The organism is Flammeovirga yaeyamensis, assembly GCF_018736045.1.
GTDB classification, from domain to species: domain Bacteria; phylum Bacteroidota; class Bacteroidia; order Cytophagales; family Flammeovirgaceae; genus Flammeovirga; species Flammeovirga yaeyamensis.
This window is the reverse complement of record NZ_CP076133.1, coordinates 1463300-1482544: the sequence shown is the minus strand read 5'-3', so window position 1 is coordinate 1482544 and position 19245 is coordinate 1463300. Positions and strand designations below refer to the sequence as shown.

Sequence of the window (19245 nt, the reverse complement as noted above, 5' to 3'; positions counted from 1 at the left end):
TAAAAATTAAATGAAAGTATGTTTTACAGAAATGAAATAACAAAGAACTACAACTTCTTTGACCAGCTCACTATGCTCAATTTTTTAAAAATCCCTCTACTACTATTTGCACTTCTTCCACTTCAACTTTTAGGTCAGACTGACTTTCATGAAGCAGAGAACACTAACAAAGGCAATGTAAATGTAAGTAGTACCTATAGCGGGTACTCAGGTTCAGGGTATGTCACAGGTATCACTTCCGAGTGGTCTTATTTAGGTTTTGATAAAAGTAACTCAGAAACTCAAGCAGCACAGATTGTTATTCGATATGCAAATGGACATTCCGGAAACGTCACTCATTTATCTTTAAATGTTGGTTCTGGAAAAGTGGCTGATCTTGTCTTTCCTACTACCGGAGATTGGTCTACATGGGCCGATTTAGTAGTGGACTTTTCTCTTCCTGTTGGTTATCAAAACGTAAAAATCGATGCGATGACTAATGCAAGTAATTCAGTGAATATTGATTACTTGGAACTTCGTTTAGGCGATGATATTCAAGGTGGTGGCGGCACTCCTACTCCAACCCCTCCGGGAAGTTTTAATCAAATAGCACCTTCTGCGAATGCTATTGATATTGCTTTGTCTCCTAACCTTTCTTGGGGTTCATCAAGTGATGCTGACGATTATACTTTGGTAGTTTCAGCCAATAGTAACTTGTCGTCACCTATTGTCAATACAACAGTAAACGGTACGTCGTATCAGATTTCTGGATTGAATTATCAAACGCAATATTATTGGGAAGTAACAGCCAATAATGCGGATGGTAATACAGTAGCTAATAATGCTGTTTTATCATTTACAACAGTAGATGAGCCAACTTCACCAACACCTCCGGGTAGCTTTTCGTTAACGGCGCCTTCCAATGGAGCTGCTGATCAAAATACATCATTGACTTTACAATGGTCAGCTTCAAGTGATGCTACTTCTTACCAAGTTAAAGTATCTACCAACAGTAATTTAAGTGGTAGTATAGTGGATCAAACAACAAGTTCTACCTCTTTGGCAATTTCGGGTTTAGTTAACAGTACAACCTATTATTGGGGCGTAACAGCTTCTAATTCGGATGGTTCTGTAGATGCTTCTAATCAAGTATATTCATTTACGACTGAAGATGCAGTGGTCGTAAATCCTCCTCCATCAAGCGGAGAGATTTTCGAAGCAGAAAACATGAACAAAGGAAATTGTAATGTAGCAAGTTCTGAATCGGGTTATTCGGGTACAGGTTATATCAAAGACTTTGTAAGTGAGTGGTCATCTGCAAAATTTGAGCAATCATACAATGATGATACTCCAGCTGTATTGAACATCCGTTATTCCAACGGATCAGGTCAAACGATCAATAATATTGATTTAAAGGTAGGTTCGGCAAAAGTGCAAGATTTATCTTTCCCTCCAACAAATGGATGGGGCGATTGGCAAATACTAACTACTGATGCGTTTACGATTCCTGCGGGATATCAAGGAGTTGAATTGGATGGAACTTCAAATGTATCCGTCTCCGTTTATATTGATTATGTTGAATTATTGGATGGTTCATCCGTTCCTCCTTCAAGTTTCTCCTTGATTAGTCCTGCTAATAACGCTATCGATGTTTTACCTTCGGTACAATTATCATGGAATGCAGCATCAGGAGCTGATTCATATACCGTATTGGTCGATAACAATAGTGATTTTTCAAGTCCTGTTTACAACCAACAATTAACGGTCACAAACTGTCAGCCAACTGGTTTGGATTACAGCACAACCTATTATTGGAAAGTAAGTGCGACTAATTCGAATGGTACAACAGAAGGTGGTTCAAGAAGTTTCACTACCTCTGACCCACTTCCATTACCAGGAGCATTTTCACATACTTCTCCTTCGGATGATGAAGTGGATGTAGCGACAAATGTTTCATTCACTTGGGGAAGTTCATCTGATGCAAGCAGCTATGCGATAAAGGTATCTACCAACAGTAACCTTTCTAATCCTCTTGTGGATGTGTCAGGTATTACGGCCACTTCTTATTCGGCCAATCTATCTGATGCCACCACTTATTATTGGCAAGTAACGGCTACTAACCCTACAGGATCAACTTCATCGACAAAAACTCAATTTACTACTTTAGTTCCTCCTCCTCCAGGAAGCTTTAGTTTAAGTGCACCGAGTGCAAACGCTCAAGATGTAAGTCGATTCCCTCAATTTAATTGGTCAGCCGCTTCTGCAGCGACCTCCTATCATATTACTGTGGACGATAACGCTAACTTTAGCAGTCCGGTGATTGATCAATCTGGAATTACTTCGACGAGTTATTCAAGCGGTAATGCTTTGGATGCCTCAAAAGATTATTACTGGAAAGTAGTTGCAAACAACAGTGTTGGTTCAACAAATGCTTCAAATAATGGCATCAAGTTTACGACTGGAGATGTGGTGACAGGTTCCTTCTATGTTTCTACGAGCGGTAGCGATGCGAATGGTAATGGATCTGCAGGTAATCCTTGGAAAACATTGGCGTATGCTGTTTCTCAAATTCCAGCCGGACAGAATAACACCCTTCATATTGCTGCAGGTACTTATGTGGAAACTCAGCCTGTAAAAGTACCTCTTGGTGTTAACTTAGAAGGTGCGGGTGTAGATCAAGTAACGATTACTTCTGCCGGATCAGTTCCAGTAGATGCTGGAGTAGATGTTACTTCTGGTGATTGGAAATTATGGTACCATGGTAGTTTAATTCAATTGTACTCTGGTGGATATCAAGGTGGAGATGCGGTACTGTATGGTTCTCCTGATGAAATGATTCCATCATCAAATGGTAATCAATATCTAACAGGTTTTACAGTTGACGGTGCCAACAAACAAGTGAAGGCTGGTATCTGGGTTCAAAACAGAAATAACGTGACAATGCATCATGTAAAAGTTCAGAATTGTGAACAAAGAGGTGCAGTATTTACGCGTAGTGATTTATGGTGGTACGAGCCAATGCCGGAAGGAATGTGGATGCATAATTCTACGATCCACGATGTAGAGTTTATCAATAACGGTGCACAACTGGGAAGCGAAACATTGGGTAACCTTTGTCTTGCAGGTTTAGATGGTGCAGATATTTACAATATAACTATCAATGACAATGTAGGTTACGGTATCAAATTCATCATGGTGGGACACTATAGAAATGTGAAAATCCACGATTGTGACATCACAGTAAACGAACAAGATGCGGCTTGGGGTGAGAAAATCTCTATTGAGCTTTGGAACCTTGATCAAGGAAATGAGGTGTACAATATCAATTGTAACACTTGGCATTCTTATGTAAATCACGGTCAGATCACAGAATACGAACCAACAGGTGATGAAGTCAACAACCTAAAGATTCGTAATGTTGTGATGATCGATGAAGATGGTTCTTCTGGAAAAGAAGCGATCGAAGCGGCATTATCTGGTGTGGAGATCTCAGATTGTTATTTCCAAGACAAAGGTTTCGGGATTGCGATATGGAATGGTCAGGGACAAACATTAAAGAAGAACTTCTTGATTAAGAATAACATCATCAATAATGTAGCAAGACAGCCAAACTTTGGTTTTGGTAATAGTGCTGCGGTATTTATTCCAGACCCTGCTACTAACGTGATGATCTACAATAATGTATTTGATAAAATGGGTGTAGCATTGGATTTAGGTCCTGCAACTAACGTGGACATCAAAAACAATATTTTCTACATGACGGAAGGTGATGATGTGAAAGGTGGATCTGGTAGTGCTTCTCATAACTTGAAGTACCATTCAAATTCTCAAAAAGCCGCCTTTAATTCCTCTTTATCTGGTTCTAATAATGTCTCTGGAAATCCTGGATTGGTGGAATCGGGTAATCGTGTAACTACATTCTATGAGCCAGCATCAAATAGTAGTTTGGTAGTAGATGCAGGTACTGATATTGGCGATGCATTCAGCGGTTCTGCTCCAGATATTGGTCGTTGGGAATACAATTCAGTGCCAACACAAGTACCGGGTAGTTTCTCATTAAACTCACCAAGTAACAATGCAAACGATGTATCAGTTACTCCTGCTTTGACTTGGGGAGCTGCATTGTATGCACAATCGTATCAAGTAGATGTAGCTACAAATTCTAGTTTCGGTAATATTGTATATACACAATCGGGAATTACGGATAATTCTCATGTGGTTACTGCTATTTTGGATAACAATAAAGCCTATTATTGGAGAGTAAGAGCGATTAATGTTGTAGGAAATACCAATGCTTCAAACAATGGTCAGAAATTTACTACAGAAGACGTCACTCCTGCTCCTGGTGGATTTACGTTGAACTCACCTAGCGGAAATGGGGTATCAAAAACACCTCAATTCTCATGGAATGCTTCTTCGGATGCTGCTAGTTACACAGTTGTTGTTTCTACTCAAAGTAATTTCTCGAATCCAACGATTAATCAATCAGGTATTGCGACAACAAGCTTTACGCCAACGGTGCCATTAAATGATGAAACGACGTATTATTGGAAAGTCAGTGCAGTAAATGTAATGGGTACTGCTGATGCCTCAAATAATGGTTTATCGTTTACAACAGTTTCAGGTCCATTGGTAGGCGATGGTTTAGTGAACTTAGAAAAGTGGGACGGTATTGAAGGTGATGACATTGTTAACTTGACATCGCATGTGAATTACCCTAACTATCCTGATGCAGTTTCTAAAGTGAATTCTACACAAACGCCTTCTGAACAAGGTTCTGATTTTGGTCAGCGTCTTTGGGGTTATTTATTACCTACCGTAACAGGTAGCTATGAGTTCGCCGTATCAGGTGATGATGATGTGGAGTTATGGTTAAGTACTGATGCTTACAAAGCCAATAAGGTAAGAGTGGCTTATTTTGATGGTTGGACGTATGCAGGGAACTATGATAAATATCCTACTCAGAAATCGGGCGGTATTACTTTAGAAGCAGGTAAGGAATATTATTTCGAGGTGCTTCATAAGGAGAAAGATGGTGGTGACCATGCTCAAATGGCTTGGAAAAAACCAGGTGATAGCGTTTGGAGTATCGTAAGTGGTAATGTTTTATCAAGTTACTTATTATCGAATTTACCGGCTCCGGAAGCCTTTACATTAAGTGCTCCAACGAATGCATCAAACGGTGTTTCAAGAGTGCCTACATTTACTTGGACAGCTTCGAATTTAGCGACATCTTATGATTTAGTAGTGTCTACCAATTCGAACTTAAGTAATCCAATTGTAGATGCTAGAGGTTTAGAAACGAATTCTTACACTGTTCCAACTACTGATGCTTTCCCAACAAGTACAACGTATTACTGGGCCGTGACAGCAGTAAACGAAGGTGGTACATTAGAAGCTGGTAATAATACATTCAGTTTCACAACTGAAGCTCAACCTTTACCGGGAGATTTCTCTATTATTCAGCCGACTGATGGTGTAACGGGTACTTCATGGAATCCTTTCTTCACTTGGAGTAGTTCATTTGAAGCAGATAGCTATACGATCGTTGTTTCTGAAAATAGTAATCTATCTAGTCCGGTAATTAATGAGTCTGGAATAACTTCAACGGGTTATACAGACACTAATTCATTAAGTGCAACGACAAAATACTATTGGAAAGTGACTGCTGTGAATTCTTCTGGTTCTACAGATGTGACAGGCGGCGTGGCCGATTTTACCACTGGAAATCAAGATGGTTTAGTTCATGTAAAACTTTCGGGTAATGATGGAAGTGGAAACGGTACAGCGAGTAATCCATACCGTACTGTTGCTTATGCGGCTTCTCAAGTAGTCGCTGATCAAGGCAAAACCATCTTTGTTCACCCTGGTGAGTTTATAGAAACAAGTGAGATACAAATTCCGACAGGTGTCAACTTGTTAGGTTCTGGTGAAGGAGTAACTATTCTTAAAGCAGGGAACTTAGGTTCTGGCGGTGGAAAAGAGGATTATGTAGGTTCTCTTATTCAGTTGATCTCCCCTTCTTATGTGGTCGATCAATACAGTCCGGCTGTCGCTCCCGCAAACGGAAATCAAACAATCTCTGGATTTACAATTGATGGTTCTAACCGTAGTTTGAAAGCAGGTCTTTGGTTACAAGCTAGAGATAATGTGACGATACATCATGTCACTATTCAAAATACAGCACAACGTGGTGCAGTAGCTTGTTTTGGTCAGAAACAAGGACGTGAAGAACCTCCATATTACATCAAAAATTTAGTGATGCACGATATGTCGTTTATCGATGCAGCCGCTGACTTAAGTGATGAATCTTTGGGTAACTTGAACATCGCTCATACAGATGGAGCAGAGATTTATAATATTGATATTGATTGTCAGTATGGTTATGGTATCAAGTTTATCTTCGAAGGGTATTACAAAAACACCAAGATTCACGATTGTACGATCTCTGTCAACGAGGACGACCCATTATGGACAGAAGACATTGCTATTGAGCTTTGGAACTTAGGTCCAGGAAATGAAGTGTATCGTTTGGATGCCAATACTTGGTTCTCTTTTGTGAACTGGGCCAATACATTCAATAACCCAGCTTCTGCAGGTGCCCATCTTAAAGTATATGATTGTAAAATCATCGATAACGATGGCACTTCATTAAAAGAAGCGATCGAGGTAGCCTGTTCAGGAACTGAAGTGTATGGTAACTATATCGAGAATAAAGGTTGGGGTATTGCACAATGGTTACAAGCAGAAAGAAAAGTGACCATCAGAAACAATATCTTTAGAAATACGCAACCTCAAGCCGTTTGGGCAGATGCAGGTGCGATCTTTATTGTGGCGGATGAAGTTCCGAAAATGGAAGACATCAAAATTCACAACAATGTATTTGATAATCTTGTGACAGGTGGTGGTTCACCATTGAAAGTGATTTCCGTTTGGAAAGGTACTGTAGATGGATTGGATATCGCCAATAACGTCTCTACCAATATGTTAGCAGAAAATTACGATTTCTATCTGTATGGTGCTGCATCGGTAAGTAACGCTACTTACAGAAATAACATGAGAGATGTTACCCATAATGTAACAGGCATCACTTCACAATCGGGCAATTTAGTGGCTAACCCTCAGTTTAAAGCAACAGGACAACGTTGGGAAGATTATTATGCTCCAGCAACATCAAATAGTAATTTGGTAGATGCAGGTGTAGATATTGGTCATCCTTACAATGGTTCTTCTCCAGATATAGGAGCATATGAATATGGTTCATCTGGATCAAGAACGACTAACATTGGTCTTCAGGAAGAGTTAGAAGTATTACTAATTCCTAACCCTGCCAATGATTATACAGTTGTTTCTGCTCCTCAAGATGTGGTCATAGAGAACATACAATTGCTTTCATCAGAAGGTAAGGTGATGCGAGTGTTATCGCCTTCAAATGAGGATGTAAGAATCACTACAGGGAATTTACCATCTGGTTTATACTTTGTGATGTTACACACGAATGAAGGTGCTATCACTAAGAAATTAATAGTTAGATAGAAAGTTTTAAAATCAGTAATAATGTGAAACGAGTCTATAGATTATAGGCTCGTTTTTTTTATTCCTTGTTTAATTAGATTTTATGATTGATACTTTTGAAAAGTAAATCCTTGTGAATTTTCGTATTTTGATTTGAATAATTAGAAACTTACACAACTAACAAGTTAATTATGATGCTGACTCTTCACTTATGAATATTGTTGAAAGTACTAAGTAGGAAGAATGTTCGCAGTGACTCTAATGTCTAACACTACGAACAATGGGAGGTTCATTCAATGAATTTTAGGAATTAATCAATGATAAATTTACCGTCCTTAATTATAACATTTGGTTTTTTATCTAATTTAGAAATAGATAATTCTAAATTAGATAAAAAATAATTTAAAGATTCAGCAACAAATTCTAATTTTTTTTCTCTTTTATATCCTGTATTATGATCCCAGAAATATATTTTTTTATTTATTAGATTAAGTAAAAATAAATTACCTCCGTGATCATCTCCTATCGGTAAATAGATCGATGGCTTTGGGATCCTTTCTTTAAAAATTTCAATCTTATTTTCAAGGTTAAAAATACTTTTCATTGTATCTAAACCATATAGAACAAATAAATAGTATTCTTCAGTACTTTCGTTATTTTTAAATATGTTTTTCTTTAAAAATCCACCATTTGAATTTAAAAGCATATTTGTGTAAGCTTCTGGAAGATGAAAATTATATTTAGCTTCAAACTCTTTGATTCTATCTGAGGACAATACCCCAAACTCATTCTTCTTCTTAAAAATCATTCTTTTTTCTTTAAATACATTAATTATTTCTACCAGTATATTTAACAGCATCATGTATATCTATTGGTTCAAGATTTACTGCATTTGTTTATTCAATATGATTGTTTGCTTTTTTTATTCTATATCATTTTATAGATTTCTTATATTACCATATTGTATTCCAATTGGTCTCGAATATACAGATATTTCGTAATACCTATAGAATTTCCCATCACTTTAGACAGCTGTTCCAATTTTCATCTTAATCGTTATCACTTAATATTGAAAAAAATAGAATGATAACTTTAAACTATAAAACACACAAAACCACAGCAATACCAACAAAATATAAATTTTTAATATTTTTATTTCCCAAAAGTGAGTTAAGCAAAGGAAAAGCATCTTTATATATATGAAAATGCAGTTTCTTTTTTCTAATTAGATAATGAATAAGTACAAAGATTATAAAGCGGCGGACTTCCTACAAGAGGAAGGATTTGTAAGTTGGTTGAAGGAGCCCTTAGGTGAAGATAAGGACGCTCAGTTCTGGAACGATTGGGTGAGTCATCATCCTGAATATTATGATGAGATACAGAAAGCGAAAAAAATGTACCTCAAAATAGTAGAGCCGGAATTCGAAGACTTCGAAGTGGTGAGAGCGAAAGATAGAGTAAAAGATCGATTAAAATCATCGATTATTCAACATCAAGTAGGTCATACAAATGAAATGAATGAAAAAGCTTCTTTAGGAGTTTGGAAAAACGTGACAAGATATGCCGCCGCTGTCGCAGTAATTATTGGTACTATAGGATGGTTTAATTCATCCGAAATTTCGCAATTCTTTGATACTAATTTAGTAAGTATCGAAAACAATAGGAGTCATTCCACAACTGTGTTACTATCAGATGGCAGTTCAGTAGTATTATCGCCAAATAGTACGCTGAAGTACCCTAAAACCTTCGATAATGACCTTCGAAAGGTGTATTTAGAAGGTGAGGGATTTTTTGAAATTGCCAAAAATAAAAAGAAACCATTCATCGTATCTTCAGAAAATGTAACTACTCGAGTAGTAGGAACAAGTTTTAGTATCAAGGACTTTTCTGATGGTGAAAACTCTATGGTGTCAGTCGTGACAGGTAAAGTAGCCGTTTTCACAGAAGAAGCTTCGGATAAAGATATCTTATCTGGAGTGACTAAAGGAGAAATCTTAATCGAAAATCAAGCACTTCGATTGAACAATGCCTCTAAACAAGTAACGATGATGGACAATGCCGATCACATCTCATCAACATTTACTTTTGTAGATGCACCTGTGACTTACGTGGTCGATGTACTTGAAAAATTTTATGGTGTAGAAATCATCATGGATAGATCGAAATTGGGATCATGTCAGCTAAATGCGACCTTACTTGACATGTCTTTCCAAGATAAAATTAAAGTGATCTGCCAAGCCATGGGATATTCTTACAGAATGGAGAAAAATACAGTAATACTCTCTGGGCAAGGTTGTCCATAAAGTGTGAAGCTCTCCAAAAAACATGAAATTTGAACTGCATTTTCATTAAAAAAAGGTCAGTAGTGAAGTACCGACCTTTTCAATAATACAAAATCCTAATGCGACAAAGGACTGAGTATTAATAAGATGTTTAATAAAATCATTTCAAAGTTATGAAAAAAATTCCAAAACCTGATATGAAACGGTACTCATTTATCAGGCTAGCTTTTCATTGCTTGTGTTTTTTAAGCTTTATAAGCCTTTTCGGTCTCTCTAATCACTTAAATGCACAAACTGTAGCAGCTAATAAAATTACTCTTACTATTAAGAATCAAAGCCTGAAACAAGTTATTACAGATCTTAAAGAAAAAACTAATTATGATTTTATCTATGTGAGTCATTTGTTTGACAACTACAACAATATTAATTTCTCTTGTTCTGAAGCTTCAATTGAAGAGGTACTTACACAATTGTTATCCAACAAACCCATAAAGTTTGCCATTGAGAACAATAAAGTGATTTTCTCTAGAGATGATACAAAAGTGATTTCAGAAGAAGAACCAGAGCAAGAAAGTAAAAAAGTAAAGGTGTTTGGGGTCGTTACTGACGACACTGGAATGACGGTCCCTGGAGCCAACGTAATCATTAAAGGAACAACAATTGGTGCATCTACTGATTTTGAAGGTAAATTCACCATGCTTGTAGATAAATTTAATTACTTAATGATATCGGCTATTGGTTACAAAACTCAAGAGTTTAGAGTAGGCAATAGAACATCATTTAATGTTCAATTAGTAAGGGAAGTAACCGCTTTAGAAGAAGTTCTTGTTGTGGGTTATGGTACACAAAAGAAAGCAGATATTATTGGTTCTGTTTCTTCCGTAAAAGGTGATGCCTTAGAAGTAACTCAAAATCCAAGTTTTGAAGCGAGTTTACAAGGTATGGCCGCAGGTGTATCAGTACAAACTTCTGGTGGTGCTCCAGGTGCTAGAACGGTCATTAAAATTAGAGGTACAGGTTCTATTAACTCTAGTACAGATCCTTTATGGGTAATTGATGGTATGCCGGTGTATAGTAATCCATATGGTTTAGGTAGTTCCGGACAAAGCCCAATGTCTTTGATTAACCCTAATGATATTGAAAGTATAGAAGTATTAAAAGATGCTGCTGCTACATCAATTTATGGATCAAGAGGTTCGAATGGTGTTATCTTAGTGACTACCAAAAGTGGTAAAAAAGGAACAGGTTATACTTCTTTCTCTCATTCAACAGGTTTTTCTCAACTTACTCGAACGCCACAAGATTTAGGTTATTCCAATACCAACGATTGGTTTGGTATTATGGACGAAGCGTATCAGAATACTTATTCAAGGAATTTTAAAACAAGTGACCACTACCGCTTCTCTCCTTTTGCTACCACTAAAATTGATAGAGAAGATGCCGAAAAAATCAATACCGATTGGTTCAATGAACTCTTTAGACCAGGTGTGTATCACGATTACAATTTGTCAAGTTCAAGAGGTTTTGATGACCTAGCACTTTATATTTCAGCAAACTATAGAAACGATAAAGGGGTACAAAATCACAATAATTTTGAGCGCTTTGGTCTTTTATCCAACCTTGATTTTAAACCTGGTGGAGATCGTTTAAAATTCGGAGCGAAAATCAATATTGCTTATACAAATAACGAAAGAAGAGAAAGTGGTACAACAAGTGTGATCACTTATGCATTGCCTTGGTTCCCTGTTCAGGATCCTAACAATCCTACGAACTACTACAACCCCTACACGGGATCCAATCCTGTTGCCATGAATGATCCAAGAAACACATTAAACAATGTGAAGCAATACCGTGGATTGGCAGGTCTTTACTTGGATTATAAAATCCCTGGTGTGGATGGATTATCGTTCCGCTCAGAATTATCTACTGATATCTTACAGAGTAATGTGGTAGAATGGCAGAGTAAAGACATTTATTTAAATGGTGGCCAAGAACCTACTTCTAGGGCTCGTGAAGAAGCAGTCACCTACTCTAGTATTAATGTTAATGGTTTCCTTACTTATCAGAAAACATTTGAAAAACATGATTTTAATATTGTTGGTGGTTTAGAAACTCAACAAATGAGTCAGTATTCTAGAGTGTTACAAGGAGAAGGATTGACCGGTATTTATCAAGAATTAGGTAACCCTAATGTAATGACTGATATGTATGCCGGTTTAAATGGAGAACGTTACTTAATGGGTTTCTTTGGTCGTTTTAATTATAAATTCAACAATAAATATTTATTTGGTATCAGTTTAAGAAGGGATGGAACTTCTGCTTTTACAGCTGACCACCGTTGGGGTACTTTTATAGCTGCTTCTGCAGGATGGTTCTTATCCGACGAACCTTTTATGGACTTTTTAGGTGATGATGTCACTTTAAAACTAAGAGGTAGTTATGGAGAGACGGGTAACCAAAATGTTCAATCGGGATTAGATGTAATTAACTATAACGGAAACGTTTCTTACGGTGGCCAGAGTATTATGGGTGTGAATGGTACATTGCCTATCAACCTCGCCGTGAACAACCTGACTTGGGAAACCACAAGAAGTGCCGACGTTGGTTTGGACTTTGGATTCTTAGGAAATAAAATCAATGGTTCTATTGCTTACTATTCCAGATATGTAGATGGTATGTTACTTCCTGTTCCTGTACCCTGGTCAGCAGGTGTATCGTCGGATAATTTAGATTTTGGACAAGGCACTTACGATTACGATAAAAACTCCATTTTTAGTAATGTGGGTGATATGATCAACTCTGGTTTAGAATTAGAATTCTATACTGTCAATATCAAAAAAGGAAGTTTCGAGTGGAGAACTAGTTTTAATATCGCTTTGAACAAAAACGAAATTATTAGTCTAACTCCAGAATTGGATGATACTGGTAAAGGGTTAATCCACAGTAATACTCCTTCTGTATCTAGATCTAGTAGAAAAAGAAAAGAGTGGTATATTTCTGATTGGGCAGGTGTTGATCCATCAAATGGTGTCCCGATGATCTATGTCGTCGATCAAAATCATTATAATCAAACTGGGGAAACAAGAAGGGCTCAGAACTCAGCTGGTCAAGATAGTTTAACCTATGCCACTACCACTAATATGGAACAAAACAGGTTCTATCAAGAAGGTAAATCTGCAGACCCTACCTATTATGGTGGTATCACCAACTCATTCAATTTTAAAGGTTTTGACTTCAGCTTTATGTTTACGTTCTCAGGTGGTAATTATATTATGGATTATGACCGTCAGATTTCTACAGTGCCTAATGAGACCAGAATGTTATTATCCGAAGTGAGAACGGATTCTTGGAAAAAAGAAGGAGATGTAACAAAATACCCTCAATTAAGAGCAAGAGGTACTTACATTGTTGATGGAAAACCAATGACAGGATTCGATAACTCAGATGTATATCATAATAGAGAACTTTATAAAGGCGATTTTATTCGTTTAAGAAATGTTTCTCTTGGTTATAATTTCTCTGATCAGTTATGCAGTAAACTGAGAATGAAATCATTTAGAATTTATGTACAAGGTACCAACTTATGGACATTTACTGAATATCCAGGCTTTGACCCTGAAGGTGCTGAATTTGTAAAATTCTCTTCATCAATACCTCAAACTAAATCTGTTGTAATTGGACTAAATGCCAACTTCTAAAGAAGTATGAACTATGAAATATATTAGACTATTACTTATCATCATTACTCTATCTTTAAGCAGTTGCGAAAACTACTTTGATTTAGAACGACCACCACAAAATCCTTGGACCACCATTGATGAGTTCGAAAGAGTTCCTATTGGATTGTATGCCAGTGTATACAGTGGACATCATTGGAATATCCCTTACGTGAATTATGCCATTTTCAAAAATAGTATGGGCGATGACGTGAATTGGGTTAGTGACCCAAGTTGGGGCTATTGGAGAAACACAAAAGAACACAATACATGGTCAAAAAGAAACTTCAATTTGTTGTATAGAACCATAAGTTCGGCAAATAATGCTTTAGAATTTATTGCTGACAACAATGGAGACCCTTTCCCTGGAGCAAGCGATGAAAATAAAAGAAATAACTTCGACAGAATTGTCGGTGAAATTTATTTCATGAGAGGTATGGCCTATTATTATCTTCAGACTTTCTACGGTCATGCCTACTCTCCTTCTGGTAATAACAACACACCCGACTTGCCTTTGCGATTGACATATCCAAATTCATTGGAAGAAGCTAAAAGTCCAGAAACTGGTACTACACAGCAAATTTTCGACCTGATTTTAAGTGATTTCAAAAAGGCAACTGAATTGTTACCTGATAAATATTTAGAAGGGGTACATCATCAAAGTTATTCGGTAAGAGCCAATAAATTTGCTGCTAAAGCGATGTTGATGAAGGTACATTTTTCTAGAGGAGAATATACCGATGCTTTATCACTTTGTAATGAGATAATTGATCAAAATGGCGGTGAATATGATTTATCAGAAGATCCAATTGAGGCGTTTAATAAAGTAGGGCTAGAAAGAGGAAGAGAAACAATTTTCTATATTCCTTTCTATGATATCACTTTAGCTACTCCTCATCACTTTAGTGTAATTAACCACACGTACGAAAATAATTTGATGTGTAGCTGGACAGAGAATAGAATGTCGAATACACTGATCAATAAATTAAATTGGTTGAAGACCCCTAACTCTATTTTATTCAATATCGAAGCACGTAGAGATAAACGATTCCAACAGTTAATGGCGGTTCGTTATCCTGCAGATAAAGCGAGTGGAAATATGGATGTCGACTCTAGAGTTGAAATCCAAGATGTTACCACAGTTTGGCCATTTAAATATTATAAGAGTGCAGAACTATTCTTTACAAACGTACCCTTAATTCGTTTAGGAGAAATTCAGCTAACTAGAAGTATTCTACGATTTAAAAATGGTGATTTAACTGGTTCTGCAAGTGATCTAAATAAAGTAAGACAACGTTCTTGGGATGAAACAGTGGGTGGTGCATTTGTCGAAATATCTACTGGAGATTTGACAGAAGATTTGATTCATACAGAGCGAATGGTCGAAATGTTTGGTGAGCCTGATCGTGTGGATTATTTAAGATCTTTAAAAATGAATATTCCTCCTGGAGATAGAGAAGGATTTGCCACAGAACCTTACGATAGTGAAAGTTTTGTTTGGGCTATTCCTACAGAAGAAAGTATCTATAACGAGAATTTATAAAAAGTTGAATTCAATATTGATCCTCTTCGGAGGACTGTAGTACTCTAATTTTCATTTGGACAAGTGTACGGACGTTGCTCTGCAGCGTCCCTACTTCCCAAATTCATATTATTCCACTCCCATGAAAATGCTAACATACATTTTGTCTCTTTTTCTAATGATCGGTTGTAAAGAACAACTGGATACTACAGAAAAAGAACCTGAAATCATTTACTCAACATTTGATTTAGTATCTCCTGCACATCAAGTAATTGATGTTGAGGTATTGCCTTCTTTTGAGTGGGATACCGTCGGGAATGCCTCCTATTATCAATTACAAATAGCTTATGATTCTTTATTCAATGACATTGTTTTAGAACGAGAAACTACAGAACATCAGATTACTTTAGAAGAGGAATTACCCTTCGGTGCCTATTTATTCTGGAGAGTTTTAATTTTTGATGAAAATGACACTCAAGTTGGAATCTCGTTATCCAATTATCAGTTAAGAACAATATTTGGCGAAGCCTCTCCTTCTCCATCTCAAATTATATATTATGTTTCCCCAAATGGTATTGATCATCCTTTATCTGGAACAATCGATCAGCCTTTTAAATCAATTTCATATGCCGCTCATTTTATACCTGAAAATGAAAACGATACGCTTTATATTTTTAATGGAGAGTATCAGGAAGTGGAGCCGATTATGATAAAGCCTGGAATTCATTTAAAAGGGGAAAATAAAGAGAATGTGATTATCCGTTCTAGTGGTGTGAGTGTACCCGACAATATCAATACATTATCGAAAGATTACAGCAATTGGTATGAAGGAAGTTTAATTCAATTGATTTCTCCAGATCGTGAAGTTAAACGGTATTTGGGTTCCAAAGCACTTGCTCCGGTTGATGGAAATCAATCAGTGAGTCATTTAACGATTGATGGAGAAAATAAACAACTGAAAGCGGGACTTTGGGTAGAGAATCGTAATAATATTCATCTTCATGATTTAACTATCAAAAACTGTGAGATGAGAGGGGCGATAATTGCTGCAGGAAACAAAGAATGGTACAAAGAACCGGAGTATTATTTAGAAGGTATTCGAGTAAATGATTGTTCGTTTATCAATAGCAGTAAAGATTTTGATAATGGATCTTCTGGAAACTTGAATTTGGGACAGTTAAAAGGTGCTGAGATTTACAACATACAAATTGATGATGACGAAGGTTATGGTATCAAATTTATGTTTGATGGTTATTTTAGAGATTGCGAATTCTATAATATCACCACAAATTTAAGCGAAGAAGATGAGTTATGGGGTGAAGATATTGCCATAGAATTATGGAATTTAGGGCCAGGAAATAAGGTGCATGATGTCGTATCAAATACTTGGTTGTCTTTGGTAAATCACCCTAGGATATTTAATGCGAAAGCTTCATCATTAAACATTGAAGTTTATAATATTCATATATCAGATCAAAATAAAGTCAGTTCAAAAGAAGGATTGGAAATTGGAACACCCCATGTTTTGATACGAGATTGTTTGATTGAAAACAAGGGAATGGGCATTGCTTTATGGAATATGGGAAGGGAAAACATCCACATCAGAAATAATATTTTTCGAAATGATCGCTACCAATACAATTGGGCAGGTGGTTCTGGAATTTATATTGATAACAGCCAAGATTGGACATTTGATGATATCCACATTTATAATAATGTTTTTGATAAAAATGTTTATGGAATCTTGATAAAGGGTCAGAATTTAGGCGAGTTCAACATTCACAATAACTTATTTATTGAAAGCAAAACATTCGATGTTTACTCTGTTGGTGGTCAGGTGATGTTTACCCATAATTTTCTAGATGGTTCTGAATGGAAACTCTCTGATCAAATCACTGAAAGTCAAAACCTTTTTGGTGATGCCTTGATTTGGAAAACTGGAGATATGAGTAATCAATATTATGTACCGAAAGTGGGCAGTCCACTTATTGATGCGGGTAAAAATATGGATCTACCTTTTGAGGGAAGCGCTCCTGATATTGGATATTTTGAAACCTCTACAACAAACTAAACCATGAAAAAGTATTTCTTTTACCTCTTAGGAAGCTTACTCTTTTTAGCTTGTCAAGAAAAACAACAAGCAAATGATAGTAGTCCTAAAGATCTAAATTTAGTAAAAGCTGATTCTGTTCTTTCTTTAATGACTTTAGAAGAAAAATTAGGTCAATTGCAACAGCATTATGTTCCTCAAATTGATTCTTTGGTTGAGCTTGAAGTGAAAAAAGGAAATGTGGGATCTATATTAAATGGGAGAACATCATTTTACTCTGTACAAGAAAGAAATAAGCTTCAAAAAATAGCTGTAGAAAACAGTCGATTAGGCATTCCAATTTTATTTGCTCACGATGTTATTCATGGTTACGAAACAACTTTCCCAATCAATTTAGCACAATCTTGTTCTTGGAATAAAGAGCTAGTATTTAAAGCGTCACAAGTAGCAGCAAAAGAAGCGGCTCATGCTGGAATTGATTGGGCATTTGCTCCTATGGTAGATGTATCTAGAGACGCTCGATGGGGTCGAATATCAGAATGTTATGGTGAAGATCCCTACTTAAATGCACTTTTCGGAGAGGCTGTAATTTCTGGTTATCAAGGTGATTTACAGCATAAAGATCAACAAGTGATTGCCTGTTTAAAGCATTATGTAGGTTATGGAGCTGCGGAAGGTGGACGAGATTATCAGTACACAGAAATCTCAAAACAGACTTTGCATGATACTTACCTTCCTCCTTTTGAGTATGGAATTACAGCCGGAGCTTTATCGGTGATGAGTGCCTTTAATGATATTAGTGGAACTCCGGCTAGTGCAAATCCTTATACTTTAAATAAGGTTTTGAAAGATGATTACAATTTTGAAGGTGTTGTGGTAAGCGATTGGGATGCCGTCACAGAATTGATTTTACACGGTTCTGCTGAGGACTCTATTTCAGCTGCATTATTAGCCTTAAATTCTGGGGTAGATATGGAAATGAAAAGCAGAAGCTATGAACAAATTGCTCAACTAAAATTATCAGAAAATCTCCATAGAAAAATTGATCAAGCCGTCAAGCGTGTGTTGTATATCAAATTTAAATCAGGTTTGTTTGATCAGCCATATGTCGATGAACATCAAATAATAACTAAGGAAGAAAAGCAACAATTTAGAGCATTGGTAAGACAATCAGCTCGTGAAAGTATGGTGCTTTTAAAAAATTCACATCACCTACTTCCTATCAAAAAAGATAAATATAAATCCATCGCTATTTTGGGGCCTTTTGCTGAAGAAAAAGAATTGATGGGTTGGTGGAAATCTGTTGGTGATGCAAAAAATGTAATTTCTCCCTTGGAAGGTATTCAAAATGTTGGAATTAATGTAACTACTAAGCTTCAGCCACAAACGGATTTAATCATTCTATGTTTAGGAGAACAAGCTGATGAATTCGGAGAGAATAATTCTAAAATTAATATCGAATTGGCTGTAGATCAACAAAAAATTTTAGAGAAACTAAGTAAAACAGGTGTTGAAATCGTTACTGTTATTTTTAACGGAAGACCATTGGCACTTCAAAAAGAATTAGATAATTCTGACGCCCTTTTATTGGCTTGGCATCCTGGTGCAGAAGCCGGTAATGCATTGGCCGATCTATTGTTTGGAGATTATAATCCATCGGGTAGACTAACTACTACTTTCCCCAAATCTACTAATCAAATTCCGATGTATTATAATCACCGCAATAGTGGTCGCCCACAACATGACAATTATAAAACTCAACATGGTAAACCTTTGTTTCCGTTTGGATTTGGGATGAGTTACAGTGAAATAAAATACGGAAATCCCAAAAGTGTAAAAACCGAATATCAGAAAGATGATAGTATTGAAATTACATGTCAGATAGAAAATGTAAGTGATTTGTCATCCAAAGAAACGGTACAACTTTATGTTCAAGATCCTGTGGCAAGCATCACTCAACCTATTCGAAGATTAATTGATTTTAAACAAGTTGATTTGAAAGCAAAAAGTGCTGAAGAAGTCAGGTTTAGTATAAAAAAGGATCAGCTTTCTTTTTGGAATCAGAATAGTCGAAACAAGGTATTCGAACCTGGGGAATTTATCTTTCATATCGGGCCTAATTCTAGGGATACCCAATCCATATCATTGCTGATCACATCAGCGAATCCATCTCAGTAATCA

At 36.5% G+C, this 19245-nt stretch carries 7 protein-coding genes; 6 read left to right on the top strand and 1 reads right to left on the bottom strand.

Going from position 1 to position 19245, the window contains the following annotated elements; translation table 11 throughout:
- Positions 1-72 precede the first annotated feature (72 nt).
- Positions 73-7515 carry a fibronectin type III domain-containing protein gene (locus KMW28_RS25700; protein WP_169663773.1) on the top strand — a complete coding sequence of 2481 codons (7443 nt, stop codon included), beginning with the start codon at positions 73-75 and terminating at the stop codon, positions 7513-7515.
- Positions 7516-7804: 289 nt separating this feature from the next.
- Here KMW28_RS25700 and KMW28_RS25695 read toward each other — a convergent pair whose 3' ends face one another.
- On the bottom strand, positions 7805-8356 hold the full coding sequence (locus KMW28_RS25695) for an SMI1/KNR4 family protein (protein WP_169663772.1): 552 nt from the start codon (positions 8354-8356) through the stop codon (positions 7805-7807).
- Between the two features lie 370 nt (positions 8357-8726).
- On the opposite strand from KMW28_RS25695, the gene KMW28_RS25690 reads away from it, so the two are divergent.
- The 5 genes from KMW28_RS25690 (at position 8727) to KMW28_RS25670 (ending at position 19242) form a co-directional block, all read left to right on the top strand.
- On the top strand, positions 8727-9797 hold the full coding sequence (locus KMW28_RS25690; RefSeq protein WP_169663771.1) for a FecR family protein: 1071 nt from the start codon (positions 8727-8729) through the stop codon (positions 9795-9797).
- Positions 9798-9949: 152 nt separating this feature from the next.
- Positions 9950-13474, top strand: coding sequence for a SusC/RagA family TonB-linked outer membrane protein (locus tag KMW28_RS25685; protein ID WP_169663770.1), 3525 nt, complete (start codon positions 9950-9952; stop codon positions 13472-13474).
- A gap of 13 nt (positions 13475-13487) precedes the next feature.
- Positions 13488-15035, top strand: a complete 1548-nt coding sequence (locus tag KMW28_RS25680) for a RagB/SusD family nutrient uptake outer membrane protein (RefSeq protein WP_169663769.1) — start codon at positions 13488-13490, stop codon at positions 15033-15035.
- A 121-nt stretch (positions 15036-15156) separates the two neighbouring features.
- Positions 15157-17085, top strand: coding sequence for a right-handed parallel beta-helix repeat-containing protein (locus KMW28_RS25675; RefSeq protein WP_215585907.1), 1929 nt, complete (start codon positions 15157-15159; stop codon positions 17083-17085).
- Positions 17086-17088: 3 nt separating this feature from the next.
- Positions 17089-19242 (top strand): glycoside hydrolase family 3 N-terminal domain-containing protein, encoded by a 2154-nt coding sequence (locus KMW28_RS25670; RefSeq protein WP_169663767.1) that lies wholly within the window; start codon positions 17089-17091, stop codon positions 19240-19242.
- Positions 19243-19245 lie beyond the last annotated feature (3 nt).

What these genes read in the sequence shown, in the direction of transcription:
- KMW28_RS25700 (WP_169663773.1), top strand. Translation starts at nt 73, where the DNA reads ATGCTCAATTTTTTAAAAATCCCTCTACTACTATTTGCACTTCTTCCA.
- KMW28_RS25695 (WP_169663772.1), bottom strand. Translation starts at nt 8,356, where the DNA reads ATGATGCTGTTAAATATACTGGTAGAAATAATTAATGTATTTAAAGAA.
- KMW28_RS25690 (WP_169663771.1), top strand. Translation starts at nt 8,727, where the DNA reads ATGAATAAGTACAAAGATTATAAAGCGGCGGACTTCCTACAAGAGGAA.
- KMW28_RS25685 (WP_169663770.1), top strand. Translation starts at nt 9,950, where the DNA reads ATGAAAAAAATTCCAAAACCTGATATGAAACGGTACTCATTTATCAGG.
- KMW28_RS25680 (WP_169663769.1), top strand. Translation starts at nt 13,488, where the DNA reads ATGAAATATATTAGACTATTACTTATCATCATTACTCTATCTTTAAGC.
- KMW28_RS25675 (WP_215585907.1), top strand. Translation starts at nt 15,157, where the DNA reads ATGAAAATGCTAACATACATTTTGTCTCTTTTTCTAATGATCGGTTGT.
- KMW28_RS25670 (WP_169663767.1), top strand. Translation starts at nt 17,089, where the DNA reads ATGAAAAAGTATTTCTTTTACCTCTTAGGAAGCTTACTCTTTTTAGCT.